Annotated in this window: 20 protein-coding genes and 1 pseudogene; 15 read left to right on the forward strand and 6 right to left on the reverse strand. The window is 72.9% G+C overall.

The window, feature by feature from the left end:
* Positions 1–228, reverse strand: a pseudogene (locus tag AB0K09_RS15555) (2-phospho-L-lactate guanylyltransferase); the annotation flags it as partial.
* 154 nt (positions 229–382) lie between these two features.
* Here AB0K09_RS15555 and AB0K09_RS15560 point away from each other — a divergent pair.
* From AB0K09_RS15560 to AB0K09_RS15570, 3 genes are read left to right on the forward strand one after another with little or no spacing between them, the layout of a single operon-like run.
* Positions 383–1,144, forward strand: a complete 762-nt coding sequence (locus tag AB0K09_RS15560) for a lysophospholipid acyltransferase family protein (protein WP_366065884.1) — start codon at positions 383–385, stop codon at positions 1,142–1,144.
* Positions 1,141–2,142, forward strand: coding sequence for an NAD(P)H-dependent glycerol-3-phosphate dehydrogenase (locus AB0K09_RS15565; protein ID WP_366065885.1), 1,002 nt, complete (start codon positions 1,141–1,143; stop codon positions 2,140–2,142). Before AB0K09_RS15560 ends, AB0K09_RS15565 begins: the two co-directional genes overlap by 4 nt.
* Before the next feature lie 58 nt (positions 2,143–2,200).
* The gene (locus AB0K09_RS15570) at positions 2,201–3,349 is read left to right on the forward strand and encodes a D-alanine--D-alanine ligase family protein (RefSeq protein WP_366065886.1); all 1,149 of its coding nucleotides are present in this window, start codon (positions 2,201–2,203) and stop codon (positions 3,347–3,349) included.
* Positions 3,350–3,374: 25 nt separating this feature from the next.
* Here AB0K09_RS15570 and AB0K09_RS15575 read toward each other — a convergent pair whose 3' ends face one another.
* Entirely contained in the window at positions 3,375–3,881 is a 507-nt protein-coding gene (locus AB0K09_RS15575) for a DUF3515 domain-containing protein (protein ID WP_366065887.1), read from the reverse strand.
* Between the two features lie 20 nt (positions 3,882–3,901).
* Entirely contained in the window at positions 3,902–4,135 is a 234-nt protein-coding gene (locus tag AB0K09_RS15580) for an Lrp/AsnC ligand binding domain-containing protein (protein WP_366065888.1), read from the reverse strand.
* A gap of 146 nt (positions 4,136–4,281) precedes the next feature.
* Between AB0K09_RS15580 and AB0K09_RS15585 the strand changes: the two genes are divergently transcribed.
* A complete protein-coding gene (locus AB0K09_RS15585; RefSeq protein WP_366065889.1) occupies positions 4,282–5,253 on the forward strand; it encodes a thiamine-phosphate kinase in 972 nt (323 codons plus the stop codon).
* A 24-nt stretch (positions 5,254–5,277) separates the two neighbouring features.
* Positions 5,278–6,069, forward strand: coding sequence for a bifunctional hydroxymethylpyrimidine kinase/phosphomethylpyrimidine kinase (gene thiD, locus AB0K09_RS15590; protein WP_366065890.1), 792 nt, complete (start codon positions 5,278–5,280; stop codon positions 6,067–6,069).
* Between the two features lie 138 nt (positions 6,070–6,207).
* Here thiD and rpmB read toward each other — a convergent pair whose 3' ends face one another.
* Positions 6,208–6,393 (reverse strand): 50S ribosomal protein L28, encoded by a 186-nt coding sequence (gene rpmB, locus AB0K09_RS15595; RefSeq protein WP_031074643.1) that lies wholly within the window; start codon positions 6,391–6,393, stop codon positions 6,208–6,210.
* Between the two features lie 246 nt (positions 6,394–6,639).
* Here rpmB and AB0K09_RS15600 point away from each other — a divergent pair, with 246 nt between their 5' ends.
* From AB0K09_RS15600 to mutM, 9 genes are all read left to right on the forward strand, one after another.
* The gene (locus tag AB0K09_RS15600; protein ID WP_366065891.1) at positions 6,640–8,313 is read left to right on the forward strand and encodes a DAK2 domain-containing protein; all 1,674 of its coding nucleotides are present in this window, start codon (positions 6,640–6,642) and stop codon (positions 8,311–8,313) included.
* A gap of 163 nt (positions 8,314–8,476) precedes the next feature.
* Positions 8,477–10,681 (forward strand): ATP-dependent DNA helicase RecG, encoded by a 2,205-nt coding sequence (gene recG / locus AB0K09_RS15605; protein WP_366065892.1) that lies wholly within the window; start codon positions 8,477–8,479, stop codon positions 10,679–10,681.
* A gap of 92 nt (positions 10,682–10,773) precedes the next feature.
* Positions 10,774–11,406, forward strand: coding sequence for a 16S rRNA (guanine(966)-N(2))-methyltransferase RsmD (gene rsmD, locus AB0K09_RS15610; protein WP_366065893.1), 633 nt, complete (start codon positions 10,774–10,776; stop codon positions 11,404–11,406).
* The gene (gene coaD, locus AB0K09_RS15615; RefSeq protein ID WP_366065894.1) at positions 11,403–11,912 is read left to right on the forward strand and encodes a pantetheine-phosphate adenylyltransferase; all 510 of its coding nucleotides are present in this window, start codon (positions 11,403–11,405) and stop codon (positions 11,910–11,912) included. The genes rsmD and coaD overlap by 4 nt, the downstream gene beginning before the upstream one ends.
* Positions 11,913–12,012: 100 nt before the next feature.
* On the forward strand, positions 12,013–13,113 hold the full coding sequence (locus AB0K09_RS15620; protein ID WP_366065895.1) for a cell division initiation protein: 1,101 nt from the start codon (positions 12,013–12,015) through the stop codon (positions 13,111–13,113).
* A 194-nt stretch (positions 13,114–13,307) separates the two neighbouring features.
* Entirely contained in the window at positions 13,308–13,904 is a 597-nt protein-coding gene (locus tag AB0K09_RS15625) for a YceD family protein (RefSeq protein WP_366065896.1), read from the forward strand.
* A gap of 2 nt (positions 13,905–13,906) precedes the next feature.
* Positions 13,907–14,080, forward strand: coding sequence for a 50S ribosomal protein L32 (gene rpmF, locus AB0K09_RS15630; RefSeq protein WP_086575354.1), 174 nt, complete (start codon positions 13,907–13,909; stop codon positions 14,078–14,080).
* Between the two features lie 19 nt (positions 14,081–14,099).
* A complete protein-coding gene (rnc, locus tag AB0K09_RS15635; protein ID WP_366065897.1) occupies positions 14,100–14,894 on the forward strand; it encodes a ribonuclease III in 795 nt (264 codons plus the stop codon).
* Positions 14,895–14,964: 70 nt separating this feature from the next.
* Positions 14,965–15,885 carry a bifunctional DNA-formamidopyrimidine glycosylase/DNA-(apurinic or apyrimidinic site) lyase gene (mutM, locus tag AB0K09_RS15640; RefSeq protein ID WP_366065898.1) on the forward strand — a complete coding sequence of 307 codons (921 nt, stop codon included), beginning with the start codon at positions 14,965–14,967 and terminating at the stop codon, positions 15,883–15,885.
* 35 nt (positions 15,886–15,920) lie between these two features.
* Here the strand turns inward: mutM and AB0K09_RS15645 are convergent, their stop codons facing one another.
* Positions 15,921–16,313 (reverse strand): helix-turn-helix domain-containing protein, encoded by a 393-nt coding sequence (locus AB0K09_RS15645; RefSeq protein ID WP_366065899.1) that lies wholly within the window; start codon positions 16,311–16,313, stop codon positions 15,921–15,923.
* Between the two features lie 107 nt (positions 16,314–16,420).
* Here AB0K09_RS15645 and AB0K09_RS15650 point away from each other — a divergent pair, with 107 nt between their 5' ends.
* Complete coding sequence (locus tag AB0K09_RS15650) at positions 16,421–17,005, forward strand: flavodoxin family protein (RefSeq protein ID WP_366065900.1); 585 nt, start codon at positions 16,421–16,423, stop codon at positions 17,003–17,005.
* 34 nt (positions 17,006–17,039) lie between these two features.
* Here AB0K09_RS15650 and AB0K09_RS15655 read toward each other — a convergent pair.
* On the reverse strand, positions 17,040–17,474 hold a 435-nt coding region (locus tag AB0K09_RS15655; RefSeq protein ID WP_366065901.1), incomplete at its 5' end, for a CAP domain-containing protein.

Here is a 17,474-nt window from a genome sequence, read left to right on the forward strand (position 1 = left end):
CAGCGGCTGCACCGCTCTGACCGGCGTGGAGGCGATCTCCAACGGCGTACCGGCGCCCGCGCAGGCCAGCGCGGCCGCCACGGTGTCCTGGGCGAACGCCAGCGCGAGCGCCGGCCGGGGCAGCGGACCCACGCCGCCGGCAAGCCGGCTCTTGGCCCGTGCCAGCGGTTTCAGCGGCACCACCAGGGACCAGCCCACCCCCGCCCCCTCTCTTCGCATGGGGCCCATTCTCGCCTGCTGCCGCAGCCGCGCGCGGAACGCGGGGTTACGGTGTTCTCGACAGACCGGGTGCCCGGGGCCACACTTGTCCGGCCACGGCCCCCGGGTTCGGCCAGCACCGCCGACCCGAGCCGGCTCCAGATCCCAACAGAAGGGTGTCCGAGTGTCCCGCCACAGAATCGGCTTCTGGTACCGCTTTACCGCGGTGTTGGCAAAACCGCCGCTCGTGGTTCTCTTCAAGCGGGACTGGCGGGGAATGGAGCACATTCCGGCCGACGGCGGATTCATCACCGCCGTCAACCACAACTCCTATCTCGACCCGCTGTCGTACGCCCACTACCAGTACAACACCGGGCGCGTCCCGCGCTTCCTGGCCAAGGCCGCCCTGTTCCGGGGCAGCTTTGTCGGCACGCTGCTGCGCGGCACCGGGCAGATCCCCGTCTACCGCGAGACCACCGACGCCGCGACCGCCTTCCGGGCCGCCGTCGAGGCCATCAACAAGGGCGAGTGCGTGGCCTTCTACCCCGAGGGCACCCTCACCCGCGATCCCGACATGTGGCCCATGGAGGGCAAGACGGGCGCCGCCCGCGTCGCCCTGCTCACCCAGGCCCCCGTCATCCCGGTCGCCCAGTGGGGCGCCAACGAGGCCATGCCGCCCTACGCCAAGGAGAAGAAGCTGCGGCTCTTCCCCCGCAAGACCCTCAAGGTGCTGGCCGGCCCGCCCGTCGACCTCTCGGCCTACTACGGCAAGGAGCCCACCGCCGAGGTGCTGCGCGAGGCCACCGAGAAGATCATGGCCGACATCACCGCGCTCCTCGCCGAACTCCGCGGCGAACCCGCGCCCGCCGAGCCGTACAGCGCCCGCAGGGCCCGCGCCGCCGTGCGCCGCAAGGCGGCGGCCACCGAGGGGGAGGAGAGCAAATGACACGCTGCGCCGTCTTCGGCACCGGCTCCTGGGGCACCGCCTTCGCGATGGTCCTCGCCGACGCCGGCTGCCGGGTGACCATGTGGGGCCGCCGCGCCGAGCTCGTCGACGCCATCAACACCGGCCGCACCAACCCCGACTACCTCCCCGGCGTCGAGCTGCCCGAGGCTGTACGGGCCACCACCGACCCCGCGGAGGCCGCCCGCGACGCCGCGTTCACCGTGCTGGCCGTGCCCTCGCAGACCCTGCGCGGCAACCTCACCGAGTGGGCGCCCCTGCTGGCCGACGACACCGTGCTCGTCTCCCTGATGAAGGGCGTCGAACTGGGCACCGCCAAGCGGATGAGCGAGGTCGTCGAGGAGGTCGCCAAGGTCTCCCCGGACCGGGTGGCCGTCCTCACCGGCCCCAACCTCGCCAAGGAGATCGCCGCCCGGCAGCCGGCCGCCGCCGTGGTCGCCTGCCGCGACGAGGACGTCGCCCGCCGCCTGCAGGCCGCCTGCCACACCGCGTACTTCCGCCCGTACACCAACACGGACGTGGTCGGCTGCGAACTCGGCGGCGCCGTCAAGAACGTCATCGCCCTCGCCGTGGGCATCGCCGACGGCATGGGCCTGGGCGACAACGCCAAGGCCTCGCTCATCACCCGCGGCCTCGCCGAGACCACCCGGCTGGGCCTGGCCATGGGCGCGGACGCGCACACCTTCGCGGGCCTGGCCGGCATGGGCGACCTCGTCGCCACCTGCTCCTCGCCGCTCTCCCGCAACCACACCTTCGGCACCAACCTGGGCAAGGGCATGACCCTCGCCGAGACCATCGCCGTCACCCGGCAGACCGCCGAGGGCGTCAAGTCCTGCGAATCCGTGCTCGATCTGGCCCGCCGTCACCATGTCGACATGCCGATCACGGAGACCGTCGTGGGCATCGTCCACGAGGGCAAGCCGCCCATGGTGGCCCTCAAGGAGCTCATGTCCCGCACCGCCAAGCCCGAGCGTCACTGAGCTCGCCCCCGGGTACGTCACTGAATCACCAGTTCCCACCAGGTACCCTCAACCCGATATGAGCAGCGAGACCTCTCCCCAGAGCCCCGGGCGCAAGCCGCGCGTCGCGATCGTCTTCGGCGGCCGCAGTTCCGAGCACGCCATCTCCGTGGTCACCGCAGGCGCGGTGCTGCGCGCCATCGACCGCACGAAGTACGACGTGCTGCCGATCGGCATCACCTCCGACGGGCGTTGGACGCTGACCGCCGACGACCCCGAGCGGATGGCCATCACCGACCGCGCGCTGCCCAGCGTCGAGCAGCTCGGCGAGTCGGCCGAGGGCGGCGTCCTGCTGCCCGTCGACCCGGCCAGCCGCGAGGTGATCTACACCGAGCCGGGCTCCGTGCCCAAGGCCCTGGGCGAGGTCGACGTCGTCTTCCCCGTGCTGCACGGCCCCTTCGGTGAGGACGGCACCCTCCAGGGCATGCTGGAGCTCGCCGGCATCCCCTACGTCGGCGCGGGCGTCCTCGCCTCCGCCGTCGGCCAGGACAAGGAGTACATGAAGCGGGTCTTCATCTCCTTCGGGCTGCCCGTCGGCCCGTACGAGGTGATCCGCCCCCGCGAGTGGGACACCGACCCGGCCGCGGCCCGCAAGAAGATCGTGGACTTCGCCGGCGAGCACGGCTGGCCGCTCTTCGTGAAGCCGGCGCGCGCCGGCTCCTCCATGGGCATCACCAAGGTCGACGACCTCTCCGGCCTGGACGAGGCCATCGAGGAGGCCCGCCGCCACGACCCGAAGATCCTGGTCGAATCGTTGCTGCGCGGCCGTGAGATCGAGTGCGGCGTGCTCGAGTTCGAGGACGGCCCGCGCGCCAGCGTGCCCGCCGAGATCCCCCCGGTCTCCGCGCACGACTTCTACGACTTCGAGGCGAAGTACATCGACTCGGCCGCCGGCATCGTGCCCGCGCCGCTGACCGAGGACGAGACCCGCCGCGTCCGGGAGCTGGCCGTCCGGGCCTTCGACGCCGCCTCCTGCGAGGGCCTGGTCCGCGCGGACTTCTTCCTCACCGAGGACGGCGAGTTCGTCATCAACGAGATCAACACCATGCCCGGCTTCACCCCCATCTCCATGTACCCGCGCATGTGGCAGGAGACCGGCGTGAGCTACCCGGAGCTGGTGGACCTGCTCATCCAGGCCGCGCTCCGGCGCCCGACGGGGCTGCGCTAGCCCGCCGGCCGAGCCGGGAGAGCCGTCAGGAGATGATCCCCTCGGGGATCGTCCTCCTGACGGCACCCGCGAGGTCGGTCAGCGCGCTCATGTCGCCGGCGTCGCCGACGACCTCCTTCGGCAGCGTCACCTCCACCCACGCCTCGCGCTGCACCGTGGTGCACCGGATGCCGCCGTCCGGCTGCCTCTCGGGCAGCCAGGCGACCCCGTCGATCTCCGCGGCGTCGGAGCCCGGGTTCCTCCGGAGGAGCCCGGGCTTCGGCACCCCGCACCGCAGCGAGATCGCCGGATCGCCCCACGCCGCGGTGAAGTCGGACGCCGGGTCGGTCGCCCGCCGCTGCCGGCCGTCCACGGTCGCCGGCAGCTCCTTGTGCAGCGCCCGGCACAGCGCGGCCTCCCGCGCCGGCGGGGTGGGAACCGCCGGGCCCGCCGCCTCGTCCGTGGAGGAACAGGCCACGGCCGGGCACAGCAGCAAGGCCAGTACCGGCACGACGGGCACACCGAGGAACGGCCGGCGCAGCGAATACGTCACCGGCCGAGCATACGGGGGAGCTAGATGTGGACGACCGGGCAGGTCAGCGTGCGGGTGATGCCGTCCACCTGCTGGACGTTCGCGACCACCATCCGACCGAGCTCGTCCACGGTCTCGGCCTGTGCGCGCACGATGACGTCGTACGGACCGGTCACGTCCTCGGCCTGGATCACCCCGGGGAGCTTGGAGATGACTTCGGCCACGGTCGACGCCTTGCCGACCTCGGTCTGGATCAGGATGTACGCCTGTACCACGGAACCTCCAGGGCGGCTTCGAGGATCATGTGGGGAGAAGAGACGCCACGGTACCGCGTCGCCGTACGGTGCGGGGAGACCCGCGCGGCCCGCGCGGCGCGGGAATGTCGTCATCACGGCAACGGGACACTCCGAGGAGGAGCTCAGTGAAAGGCACCGTGGGCGAGTTGGGAGAGTTCGGGCTCATCAGAGAGCTCACCTCCCGGCTCACCACCACCCCGGCGGTACGACTCGGGCCGGGTGACGACGCCGCGGTGGTCGCAGCGCCCGACCGACGGGTCGTGGCCAGCACGGATGTACTCCTGGAAGGGCGGCACTTCCGCCGCGACTGGTCCACCGCCTACGACGTGGGACGCAAGGCGGCGGCGCAGAACCTCGCCGACATCGCCGCCATGGGAGCCGTCCCCACCGCCGTCCTGCTGGCCCTCGTCGTGCCGGCCGAACTCCCCGCCACCTGGCCGGTCGAGCTCATGGACGGAATCCGCGACGAATGTCAGGTCGCCGGCGCGGCCGTGGTCGGCGGGGACGTGGTGCGCGGCGAAACGATCACCGTCTCCATCACCGCGCTCGGCGACCTGCGCAACCACGAGCCGGTCACCCGCTCCGGGGCGCAGCCGGGCGACGTCGTCGCCGTGACCGGCTGGCTGGGCTGGTCCGCGGCCGGCCTCGCCGTGCTCTCCCGCGGTTTCCGCTCGCCGCGCGCCTTCGTCGAGGCCCACCGCCGCCCCGAGCCGCCGTACCACGCCGGACCGGCCGCGGCCTCGCTCGGCGCGACCGCCATGACCGACGTCAGCGACGGCCTGATCGCCGACCTCGGGCACATCGCCGAGGCCAGCAAGGTCCGCATCGACCTGCGCACCGCCGCCATCGACGTGCCGACCCAGATGTCCGACATCGGCCAGGCCGTCGGCGTCGACCCGTTGCAGTGGGTGCTGACCGGGGGAGAGGACCACGCCATCGTGGCCACCTTCCCGCCGGACGTGAAGCTCCCGGCCCGCTGGAAGGTCATCGGCGAGGTGGTCAACCCCTCCGCCCTGCCGCAGGTCACCGTCGACGGCGCCCCCTGGGACAAGGCGGGCGGCTGGGACCACTTCGGCGACCTGGAGCCCGGCGAGTAGACCCCCGGCGAGTAGATTGCCGCCATGCGCATACCCCCGAGGGTGCTCACCGTCGCCGGATCCGACTCCGGCGGCGGCGCGGGCATCCAGGCCGACCTGAAGACGATGCTCGCCCTCGGGGTGCACGGCATGAGCGTGATCACCGCCGTCACCGCGCAGAACTCCCTCGGCGTCCAGGGCGCCTGGCCCCTGCCGGCCGAGGCCGTCCGCGCCCAGTTCCGAAGCGTCGTCGACGACATCGGCGTGCAGGCGGTCAAGACCGGCATGCTCGCCTCGGCGGAACTGGCCGAAACGGTCGCCGCGCTGCTCGCCGATCTCTCCGTGCCTGTCGTCGTCGACCCCGTGGGCATCTCCAAGCACGGCGACGCCCTGCTGGCCGCGTCGGCGCTCGACGCCGTCCGCACAAAGCTGCTGCCGGTGGCGACGGTCGCCACGCCCAACCTCGACGAGGTCGCCTGGCTGACGGGCGTCCGGGTCGCCACGGAGGCGGACCTGCCCCGGGCCGCCGAAGCGGTGCTCGCGTACGGGCCGCGCTGGGCCCTGATCAAGGGCGGCCACCTCGACGGCGACGCCGTCGACCTCCTGACCGACGGCACGACCCGCCACTGGCTCCGCGCACCGCGCCACGACAACCGCCACACGCACGGGACGGGCTGCACCCTGGCCTCGGCGATCGCCTCGGAACTGGCCAAGGGCCGGCCGGTCCCCGCGGCCGTGGCGGCGGCCAAGACCTATGTCACCGGCGCGATCGCCGCGGGCTTCCCGCTGGGCGGCGGCATCGGCCCGGTGCACCACGGCTGGGACCGCAGCTCCTGACGCCGGGGGTGCGGGGCCGGAGCCCCCGCACAAACAAAAACCGGCCCACCGTGAGGTGAACCGGTTTCCGCGAAGGCGGCGAGGCTGCCCGCGCTACAAGCCATGGACCATTCCCGCATGCGCGGGGGAGCAGTGCTGTTAGCGCGAGACCTTGCCGGCCTTGATGCACGAGGTGCAGGCGTTGAGGCGCTTCGGCGTCCCACCGACCACGGCACGCACCCGCTGAATGTTGGGGTTCCAACGGCGGGAGGTGCGGCGGTGCGAGTGCGAGATGTTGTTGCCGAAGCCCGGCCCCTTGCCGCAGACGTCGCAGTTGGCAGCCACGGGTCACTCCAAAGACTTCAGATGCACTTACACGGGATATCCCGGCGTGCCGAGGTCGGTGGTGACCGGCTTGCCAGGGGAACGGCCTGACTTTCATCAGGCAACCGGAGCAGCATACAACGACCGCTCCTGGACAACGAAACTACCATGACCGGCCCGTACCCGTCCGATCGGCCGTGACGGCGCACGTACCGGACTAGTCTGCTCCAGCACCGACCGCAGCCCGAGCAGCCGAGGAGGACACAGGTGCCGCACACTCTGGACGCCGCCGCGGTACGCACCTGGTGCGCGCTGGCGCTGGAGGCGCTCGGCCGGGCCCGGGAGGAGATCGACGCGATCAACGTCTACCCGGTCGCCGACGGCGACACGGGCACCAACCTCTACCTGACCGTCGAGTCCGCCGCCCGGGCCGTCGGCGCGGTCTTCGACGGCCACGCCACCACGGGCCCCGGCTCCCTGCCCGGCCTCCCGGAGGCCGTGCGGGCCATGGCCCACGGCGCGCTCATAGGGGCCCGCGGCAATTCCGGCACGATCCTGGCCCAGCTGCTGCGCGGCATGGCCGAGATCCTCGCGGACCCGGCGCGCGGCACCGCCCCGGCCGACGGGGCCGACGGGACCGCCCTCGCGGCCGCGCTGCGCAGGGCCGTGGAGTCGGCCTACGAGGGCGTGGCCCGGCCCGTCGAGGGCACCGTGCTGACCGTCGCCGCGGCCGCCGCCGACGCCGCCGCCGATTGTGCGGGCGCCGACGCCGACGCCGCCGCCGTGGCCGGCGCCGCGCACGAGGCCGCCCGCACCGCGCTCGCGGCGACCCCGGGGCAACTGGACGTCCTCGGCCGGGCCGGGGTCGTCGACGCCGGCGGCCGGGGGCTGACGGAGGTCCTGGGCGCGCTGACCGGCGCGCTCCACGGCCGGGCCCCCGAGACGGGGACCCCCGTGCCCGCCGCCGTACCCGCCTGGCGGCACGAGGGCTGCCCGGCCGAGCTCGGCGCGGACACCGGCGAGGGTCACGGTGACGGCCCCGCCTACGAGGTGATCTACCTCCTGGACGCCGACGACACCGCCGTCGCCCGGCTGCGCGCCCGGCTCGACGCGCTCGGCGAGTCGCTCGTCGTCGTCGGCGGCGACGGCCTGTGGAACGTCCACGTCCACGTGGACGACGCCGGGGCCGCCGTCGAGGCGGGCATCGAGGCCGGCCGCCCGCACCGCGTCCGCATCACCCACTTCGGCGCCCGGCGCCCCGAACCGGCCCGCGAGCGCGTCCAGCGGGCCGTCGTCGCCCTGCTGCCCGGCGAGGGGCTGGCCGCGCTGTGCGCCGGCGCCGGGGCCACCGTCGTCCCCGTCCGCCCCGGAGAGCCGCCCGCCGGCGGCGAGCTGGTCCAGGCGATCCGGCGCGCCCACGCCCGCGAGGTCGTGCTGCTGCCCAACGACGCCGGGCTGCGCCACACCGCCGCGGCCGCCGCCGAGGAGGCCCGCGCCGAGGGCGTCCGGGTCGCCCTGATCCCCACCCGCTCCCCGGTCCAGGGCATCGCCGCGCTCGCCGTGCACGAGCCCGGCCGCCGCTTCGACGAGGACGTCGTCGCCATGACCTCGGCCGCCGGCGCCACCCGCCACGCGGAGGTGTGCGTCGCCGAGCGCCAGTCCTGGACCATGGCCGGCGTCTGCCAGGCCGGCGACGTGCTCGGCCTGATCGACGGCGACGTCGCCGTCATCGGCACCGAGCTCGCCGCGACCGCCGAGACCGTCCTGGGCCGCATGCTCGCGGCCGGCGGCGAGATGGTCACCCTCGTCCTCGGCGCGGACGTCCCCGACGCCGTCGCCGACCGCCTGGAGCGGCACGTGCGCGGCGGCCACCTGGCCGTCGACACGGTCGTCTACCGCGGCGGACAGCCCTCCCCGCCCCTGCTCATCGGCATCGAATGAGCCCGGGTCACACCGGTTGTCGGTCCCGTGGTGTGCAATGGGACGCGTGCTGCTGGACGAACCGCTCAAGAACTCCCTCGGCGGCAACACCGCGCTGCGGTCTTCCGGGGGATGACCCCCAGACCCCCAGCCGAAGACCCGTGGCGGAGCCCCTGGAGACGATGTGCAGCTTTCCGAACCCCTCGACAAGACCCTCGGCGGCAACACCGCCAAGGTGATGGCTGACCACCTCGACCTGCACACGGTCGGTGACCTGCTGCATCACTACCCGCGCCGCTACGCCGAGCGCGGCGAGCTGACGCGCCTCGCCGACCTGCCGCTGGACGAGCACGTCACCGTCGTCGCGCAGGTCGCCGACGCGCGCGTGCACAAGTTCAACGCGGGCCGCGGCCAGCGGCTGGAGGTGACGCTCACCGACGGCAGCGGGCGGCTCCAGCTGGTCTTCTTCGGACGGTCGATCTACCACCACCAGAAGGAGCTGCTGCCGGGCCGCCGCGGCATGTTCGCCGGCAAGGTCGGCACCTTCCGCAACATCCGCCAGCTCTCCCACCCCGCCTACGAGATGCTCGGCGAGGACAGCGGCAAGGACACCGTCGAGGCGTGGGCCAACCAGCTCATCCCGCTCTACCCGGCCTGCTCCCAGATGGAGTCCTGGAAGATCTCCAACGCCGTCGACGTGGTCCTGGCCTCCCTGGAGGCCACCGGCTGGGAGGGCGTCGCCGACCCGCTGCCCGTCTCCCTGCGCGAGGGCCGGGGCCTGCTGCCGCTGCCCGACGCGCTGCGCAGGGTCCACCGGCCGCGCACCAAGGCCGACATCCACGACGCCCGGGCCCGGCTGAAGTGGGACGAGGCGTTCGTCCTCCAGGTCGCCCTCGCCCGCCGCCGGCACGCCGACGCCCAGCTGCCGGCCGTGCCCCGCAAGCCCGCCGCCGGCGGTCTGCTCGACGCCTTCGACGCCCGGCTGCCCTTCACCCTCACCGAGGGCCAGCGCACGGTCTCCGCCGAGATCTTCGACGACCTGGCCACCGAGCACCCCATGCACCGGCTGCTCCAGGGCGAGGTCGGCTCCGGAAAGACCATGGTCGCCCTGCGCGCCATGCTCGGCGTCGTCGACGCCGGCGGCCAGGCCGCCATGCTCGCCCCCACCGAGGTGCTCGCCCAGCAGCACCACCGCTCGATCACCGAGATGATGGGCGACCTCGCCGAGGGCGGCATGCTCGGCGGCTCCGACCAGGGCACCAAGGTCGTGCTGCTCACCGGCTCCATGACCACGGCAGCCCGGCGCCAGGCGCTGCTCGACCTGGTCACCGGCGAGGCCGGCATCGTCGTCGGCACCCACGCCCTGATCGAGGACAAGGTCCGCTTCCACGACCTCGGCCTGGTCGTCGTCGACGAACAGCACCGCTTCGGCGTCGAGCAGCGCGACGCCCTGCGCTCCAAGGGCAAGCAGCCCCCGCACCTGCTGGTCATGACGGCCACGCCCATCCCGCGCACCGTCGCCATGACCGTCTTCGGCGACCTGGAGACCTCCGTCCTGGACCAGCTCCCCGCGGGCCGCTCGCCCATCGCCACCCACGTCGTGCCCGCCAAGGACAAGCCGCACTTCCTCGCCCGCGCCTGGGAGCGGGTCCGCGAGGAGGTCGAGGGCGGCCACCAGGCGTACGTGGTGTGCCCGCGCATCGGCGACGACGAGGAGGAGCCCGCCGGGAAGAAGGCCAAGGCCCGGGCCGAGGACGGGGCCGAGGACGAGCGGCGGCCCCCGCTGGCCGTCCTGGAGGTCGCCGAGCAGCTGGAGAAGGGACCGCTCGCCGGGCTGCGCGTGGCCGCGCTGCACGGCCGCATGCAGCCCGACGCCAAGGACGACGTGATGCGCCGCTTCGCCGCCGGCGAGGTCGATGTGCTGGTCGCCACCACCGTCATCGAGGTCGGCGTGAACGTCCCCAACGCCACCGCCATGGTGATCATGGACGCCGACCGCTTCGGCGTCTCCCAGCTGCACCAGCTCCGCGGCCGGGTCGGCCGCGGCTCCGCCCCCGGGCTCTGCCTGCTGGTCACCGAGGCGTTCGAGGCGAGCCCGGCCCGCGCCCGGCTGAGTGCCGTCGCCGCCACCCTCGACGGCTTCGAGCTCTCCCGCATCGACCTCGAACAGCGCCGCGAGGGCGACGTCCTCGGCCAGGCCCAGTCCGGCGTCCGCTCGTCCCTGCGCATGCTCGCCGTCATCGACGACGAGGAGATCATCGCCGCCGCCCGCGAGGAGGCCACGGCGGTCGTCGCCGCCGACCCCGAACTGGCCCGGCTGCCCGAGCTGCGCACCGCGCTGGACGCCCTCCTCGACGACGAGCGGGAGCAGTTCCTGGAGAAGGGCTGAGCCACCGCGCCCGAGCAGGACGCCATACGCTTCATAGGGAGCGGCCCGGGCCGCTGTCCGCCACCGACGTCTGAAGAAGGATCCTTCCGACCATGACCCGCGTGATCGCCGGCACCGCCGGCGGACGCCGCCTGGCCGTGCCGCCGGGCACCGGCACCCGCCCCACCTCCGACCGGGCGCGCGAGGGCCTCTTCTCCACCTGGGTGTCCTTCCTCGGCAGCCTGCACGGCGCCCGCGTGCTCGACCTGTACGGCGGCTCGGGCGCGGTCGGCCTGGAGGCGCTCTCCCGCGGCGCCGCGCACGTGCTGCTCGTCGAGACCGACGCCCGCGCCGTCCGCGTCATCAAGGAGAACGTGCGCGCCGTCGGGCTGCCCGGCGCCGAGGTGCGCACCGGCAAGGCCGAGCAGATCGTGGCCGGACCGGCCCCCGCCGAGCCGTACGACGTCGTCTTCCTCGACCCGCCCTACGCCGTGGGCGACGCCGAGGTGCGGGAGATCCTGCTCACACTCAACTCCCGGGGCTGGCTCGCCGAGGACGCGCTGGCCACCGTGGAGCGCGGCACCAGGGGCGGGGAATTCCACTGGCCGGAGGGTTTCGAAGCGCTGAGGGCCCGTCGCTACGGCGAGGGCACCCTTTGGTACGGTCGCGCCGCATCGGCGTGCACGGCCGACACCACCGATTCGGCCGGCACGGCATCCGGCGACACGGGACCGGGCACGTCATGAATGGACCGGAGAGCGAGGAACCACAGTTGCGCCGCGCCGTCTGCCCGGGGTCGTTCGACCCCGTCACCAATGGACACCTCGACATCATCGCCCGCGCTTCCAAGCTGTACGACGTCGTGCATGTCGCCGTGATGATCAACAAGTCGAAGCAGGGCCTGTTCACCGTCGACGAACGGATAGACCTGCTGCGCCAGACCACCGCCGAGTACGGCAACGTGCGGGTGGAGGCGTTCCACGGGCTGCTCGTCGACTTCTGCAAGCAGCGCGACATCCCCGCCATCGTCAAGGGCCTGCGGGCGGTCAGCGACTTCGACTACGAGCTGCAGATGGCCCAGATGAACAACGGCCTCTCGGGCGTCGAGACCCTCTTCGTGCCCACCAACCCCACCTACAGCTTCCTCTCCTCCAGCCTGGTCAAGGAGGTCGCGGCCTGGGGCGGTGACGTCTCCCACCTGGTCCCGCCGGTGGTGCTGCGGGCCCTGACCGAGCGGCTCGCCGAGCGCTGACGCGCTGACACGCCGTCCGTGAGTGCCGGGCGGGGCCGCCTGGCCGTACAGTCGTCCCCGTTCGTTGCCGTCGGGACCGGAAGAGAGTGGCGAGCCTCAGGTGGACGTACAGAAGAAGCTCGACGAGATCGTCACGGCCGTCTCCGGCGCCCGGTCCATGCCGATGTCGGCCTCCTGTGTGATCAACCGCGCCGAACTGCTCGCGCTGCTGGAGGAGGTCCGGGCCGCCCTGCCCGGCTCCCTCGCGCAGGCCCGCGAGGTCATCGGCGACCGGGAACAGCTGGTCGCCGGCGCGCACGAGGAGGCCGAGCGGATCCTGGCCGCCGCCCGCGCCGAACGCGCCTCCATGATCTCGGGCACCGAAGTCGCCCGGCTCTCCGCCGACGAGGCCGAGCGCATCCTCGCCGACGCCCGCCGGGAGGCCGCCGCCATCCGGGCCGAGGCCGACGACTACGTGGACAGCCAGCTCGCCAACTTCGAGGTCGTCCTCACCAAGACCCTCGGCTCCATCGACCGCGGCCGCGAGAAGCTCCTCGGCCTGCGCGGCGACGGCACCTACGACGACGCGTACGGCGAGGAGGACGACGCCCCCGGGCGCAGCACCGACCCCGGCACCCAGCGGCACAGCGCCGACGCCTACGTGGACGCCAAGCTGGGCGCCGTCTCGGCGGTGCTGGCCAAGACGCTGGAGTCGGTCGGCCGGGGCCGCGAGAAGCTCCAGGGCGTCCGCCCCACGGACGAGCTCGGCGCCCTGGCCTCGGACGGCACCCCCGGCGCCGCACACACCAGCGACGCCGACTTCCTCGCCGAACTGGCCGCCTCCCAGGAGCCCTCGGCCCACCCCGGCATCCCGCAGCAGACCGGCTGGCCCGAGCCCGTGGCCGCCCAGCACCCGGACGTGCGGCACCCGGACGCACCGCACACGACGGTCACGCACGCCACGGGCGACTACGCCGTCCACGACCCGTACGGCTACCAGCAGCAGCACTACGCCCCGCAGACGGACCCGTACGCCGTCCAGGGCTATCAGCAGGCCGATCCGTACGGCTGGGCGCCCCAGGGCGGCCACCACGCCCCGCAGGAGCCCCAGGGCGTGCCCCAGCAGGGCTACGGCGGTGGGGGAGCGCTCGACGAGACGAGCCTCTTCGACACCAGCATGATCGACCTCGACCAGCTCAGACGGTACGAGCAGGGCCGCTGACCTGCCCGGTCCGAGCGCTTCGCACCGGTGCGGATTGGGCCTGGAGCGGCCCGTCCAGTATCCTGGCTCTTCGGTCGCGCGTATCTTCGCGATCCGGGCTGCCCGCACGCATCCATCGACTGCGAGGGCGGCCGTCACCGCAGCGTAGAAAGCAGGAAGCCCTGAACGCCCGCCTTGATCACCGAGACCCACTCGTGTTCGACACACGCGAGCTGGGCCGGCGTCCCGGTGCGCTGAAGCGGCTCTCCCGCTCGATCCCGGCCCCCGATCACCTCGGCACAGAGGTCATCGGCGTCGCCGAGGGCGCGACGGTGGAGCTCGACCTCCGCCTGGAGTCGGTCATGGAAGGGGTGCTCGTCACAGGCACCGCCCGTGCGCCGCTCACCGGGGAGTGCGTAAGGTGTCTGGAGCCGCTCGAGCGAGAGCTCGACGTGGACTTCCAGGAGATGTACTCCTACCCCGACGCCGACGAGCGTGGCCGCCCCGTGGCCGCCGACGACGACGCCGAGGACGACGAGGAGGACATGCTCTTTCTCGAGGACGACTTGCTCGGCCTCGAACCCGTGCTGCGGGACGCGGTGGTGCTCGCACTGCCGCTGCAGCCGGTGTGCCGGGAAGACTGCCCCGGTCTGTGCTCCGAGTGCGGAGCGCGGCTGGCGGACGACCCGGACCACCACCACGAGACCGTCGACATTCGTTGGGCGGCACTGCAGGAGCTCGCCGGCTCCGACCAGGACGGCGAGATGGACAACGCACCCCGTGCCAACGGGGATGACTCACAGGAGAAGTAGCCGTGGCTGTTCCGAAGCGGAAGATGTCGCGCAGCAACACGCGCCACCGCCGGTCGCAGTGGAAGGCTGCGGTCACCCCCCTGGTGGCGTGCGAGCGCTGCCACGAGCCGAAGCAGCAGCACATCGCGTGCCCCAGCTGCGGCACCTACAACAAGCGCCAGGTCCTCGCGGTCTGATCGGCGGGTGACAGGCTTCATGTCAGACGCCACTACGCCGTCCCGCGGTCGCGGGAATGGATCGGCGCCCCAGGCGGACACGGCCTCGTCTCACACGCTTCTGGAAGGGCGGCTCGGGTACAAACTCGAGACCGCCCTTCTGGTGCGTGCGCTGACCCACCGCTCGTACGCGTACGAGAACGGCGGCCTGCCCACCAATGAGCGCCTGGAGTTCCTCGGCGACTCCGTCCTCGGCCTCGTCGTCACGGACACGCTCTACCGGGTCCACCCCGACCTGCCCGAGGGGCAGTTGGCCAAGCTGCGCGCGGCGGTGGTCAACTCGCGTGCCCTGGCGGAGGTCGGTCGTGGCCTGGACCTCGGCTCCTTCATCCGGCTCGGCCGGGGCGAGGAGGGCACGGGTGGCCGCGACAAGGCGTCCATCCTGGCCGACACGCTGGAAGCGGTGATCGGTGCGGTCTATCTCGACCAGGGTCTCGAGGCGGCCTCCGAGCTGGTGCACCGGCTCTTCGACCCGTTGATCGAGAAGTCCTCGAACCTCGGCGCCGGCCTGGACTGGAAGACCAGCCTCCAGGAGCTGACCGCCACCGAGGGTCTGGGCGTCCCGGAGTACCTGGTCTCGGAGACCGGTCCGGATCACGAGAAGACCTTCACGGCTGCCGCCCGCGTCGGTGGTGTCGCGTACGGCACCGGCACCGGCCGCAGCAAGAAGGAAGCGGAGCAGCAGGCGGCGGAGTCCGCCTGGCGCGCCATCCACGCGGCGGCGGAGGCCCGCGCGGCTGCCGCGGACGCGGAGAGCGCGCCCAGCAGTCAGTGACGAAACACCCGGCCGGCCCGCGGCGTTCATCGCCGCGGGCCGGCCTTTCTCATTCCCCCGAGGAGGGCGAATGCCGGAGCTGCCCGAGGTCGAGGTCGTCCGCAGCGGCCTGGAGCGCTGGGTGTGCGGGCGCACCGTCGCCGCCGTGGAGGTCCTCCACCCGCGCGCCGTGCGCCGCCATCCCGCCGGGCCGGACGACTTCGCGCGCCGGCTGGCCGGACACCGGCTCGGGATCGCCCGGCGGCGCGGCAAGTACCTCTGGCTGCCCCTCGAACCGCTCGCCGGCGAGGCCGGCGACGCCGGCGAGGGCCTGGCCGTCCTCGCCCACCTCGGCATGAGTGGCCAGCTCCTGGTCCAGCCGCAGGGCTCCCCGGACGAGAAGCACCTGCGCATCCGCCTCCGCTTCGCCGACGCCGTCGCGACCGAACTGCGCTTCGTCGACCAGCGGACCTTCGGCGGCCTGTCGCTGCACGAGACCGTGCCCGGCGACCCCGACGGACTGCCGGACGTCATCGCGCACATCGCGCGCGACCCCGTCGACCCCGCCTTCGACGACGACGCCTTCCACGCGGCGCTGCGCCGCCGCCGTACGACGATCAAGCGGGCCCTGCTCGACCAGTCCCTGATCAGCGGCGTGGGCAACATCTATGCGGACGAGGCGCTGTGGCGCACCCGGCTGCACTACGACCGCCCGACCGCGACCCTCACTCGCCCGCTCACGGCCGAGCTGCTCACCCACATCCGCGAGGTGCTGAACGAGGCCCTCGCCGCCGGCGGCACCAGCTTCGACAGCCTCTACGTCAACGTGAACGGCGAATCCGGCTACTTCGACCGCTCGCTGGACGCGTACGGCCGCGAGGACGAGCCGTGCCGCCGCTGCGGCACCGCCATCCGGCGCCGCCCCTGGATGAACCGCTCCAGCTACTTCTGCCCGCGCTGCCAGCGCGCTCCGCGCCAGGGCCCCGCACCGGCCGGCCGGGCCGGCGGTTGAGGACCGGGGGTCCGGGGGCGTAGCCCCGGGAAGAGCTACCGACCGCCGTCGTACCGCTCCCGTGCGGCAAGGACCTCCGGCATGCGGGCTTCCAGCAGCTCGATCAGCCCCGTCAGCCGCTCGGTGACCTCCCGGCCGAGCGGGGTGAGCCGGTAGTCCACGCGCGGCGGGTTCGTCGGCTGCGCCTCCCGGTGCACCAGCCCGTCCCGTTCCAGCGCGTGCAGTGTCTGCGCCAGCATCTTCTCGCTGACGCCCTCGACCCGCCGCCGCAGCTCGTTGAAGCGCAGCGTGTCCTCGCGGAGCGCGCCGAGCGTCAGGCTGCCCCAGCGCCCGGTGACATGGCCGAGCGTCTCGCGCGAGGGGCAGTTGCGCGCGAAGACGTCGAAGGGCAGCTGGGGGTCCGCGCACTCCGCGCCGTCAATGGTCATGCCTTCACCATACCCACGCACAGCGCTGTACATTCGCTTGCGCTTTCAAAAAGTTAGTGCTTTCCTTTTCTCGTCGCACCGACCCCTTCCGACGAGGAGCCCCTCTCGTGACCACCCCTGTCGTCTCCATCGCCTACCACTCCGGCTTCGGCCACACCACCGTCCTCGCCGAGGCCGTCCGGGCCGGGGCCGCCGAGGCCGGTGCCACCGTCCACCTGATCAAGGTCGACGAGATCACCGACGCCCAGTGGGAGCTGCTCGACGGTTCCGACGCCATCGTCTTCGGCTCGCCCACCTACATGGGCACCGCCAGCGGCGCCTTCCACGTCTTCGCGGAGGCCACCTCCAAGCGCTGGTTCACCCGCGCCTGGGAGGACAAGCTCGCCGGCGGCTTCACCAACTCCGCCTCCAAGAGCGGCGACAAGCTGCACACCCTGCAGTTCTTCACCGTCCTGGCCGCGCAGCACGGCATGCACTGGGTCGGCCTCAACCTGATGCCCGGCTGGAACTCCTCCGAGGCCTCCGAGAACGACCTCAACCGTCTCGGCTTCTTCCTGGGCGCCGCCGCGCAGAGCAACAACGACCAGGGCCCCGAGGGCGTGCACAAGGCCGACATAGCGACTGCCGAGCACCTCGGCCGCCGCATCGCCGAGCAGGCCCGGATCTACGCCGCGGGCCGCGCCGCCGCCTGACGGCACGGCCCGGGCGCCCGGGTTCCCGGATGCCTCAGTAGCCGAAGTCCTGCGTCCACCAGGGGCCGTTGCTCCCCTGGTGGACGCCGATGCCCAGGCTGCGGTACTCGCAGTTGAGGATGTTCTGGCGGTGGCCGGGGCTGCGCATCCACGCCTCCATCACGGTGTGCGCGTCGGCCTGGCCCCGTGCGATGTTCTCGCCGCCGAGATTGCGGATGCCGCGCCGTGCCGCCCGGTCCCACGGGGTCTGCCCGTCCGGGTCGGTGTGGTCGAAGAAGCCCCGGCGGGCCATGTCCTCGCTGAACTCCTGGGCCATCGACGACAGCCGGGCGTCGGCCCGCAGCGGGCGGCAGCCCACCCTGGCCCGCTCCTCGTTGACCAGCGCCAGCACCAGATGCGCCGCGACGATGTGCGGCGCGGCCAGCCGCGTCGCCGCCCGCCCGGTGGCCCCGCCCCGGCCGGCCGTGGC

The organism is Streptomyces sp. NPDC049577, from assembly GCF_040675635.1.
Lineage (GTDB): Bacteria > Actinomycetota > Actinomycetes > Streptomycetales > Streptomycetaceae > Streptomyces.

Coding starts and splice junctions, on each gene's coding strand:
- AB0K09_RS15565 (WP_366065885.1), top strand. CDS start 1,141: ATGACACGCTGCGCCGTCTTCGGCACCGGCTCCTGGGGCACCGCCTTC.
- AB0K09_RS15570 (WP_366065886.1), top strand. CDS start 2,201: ATGAGCAGCGAGACCTCTCCCCAGAGCCCCGGGCGCAAGCCGCGCGTC.
- thiD (WP_366065890.1), top strand. CDS start 5,278: ATGCGCATACCCCCGAGGGTGCTCACCGTCGCCGGATCCGACTCCGGC.
- rsmD (WP_366065893.1), top strand. CDS start 10,774: ATGACCCGCGTGATCGCCGGCACCGCCGGCGGACGCCGCCTGGCCGTG.
- coaD (WP_366065894.1), top strand. CDS start 11,403: ATGAATGGACCGGAGAGCGAGGAACCACAGTTGCGCCGCGCCGTCTGC.
- rnc (WP_366065897.1), top strand. CDS start 14,100: ATGTCAGACGCCACTACGCCGTCCCGCGGTCGCGGGAATGGATCGGCG.
- mutM (WP_366065898.1), top strand. CDS start 14,965: ATGCCGGAGCTGCCCGAGGTCGAGGTCGTCCGCAGCGGCCTGGAGCGC.
- AB0K09_RS15645 (WP_366065899.1), bottom strand. CDS start 16,313: ATGACCATTGACGGCGCGGAGTGCGCGGACCCCCAGCTGCCCTTCGAC.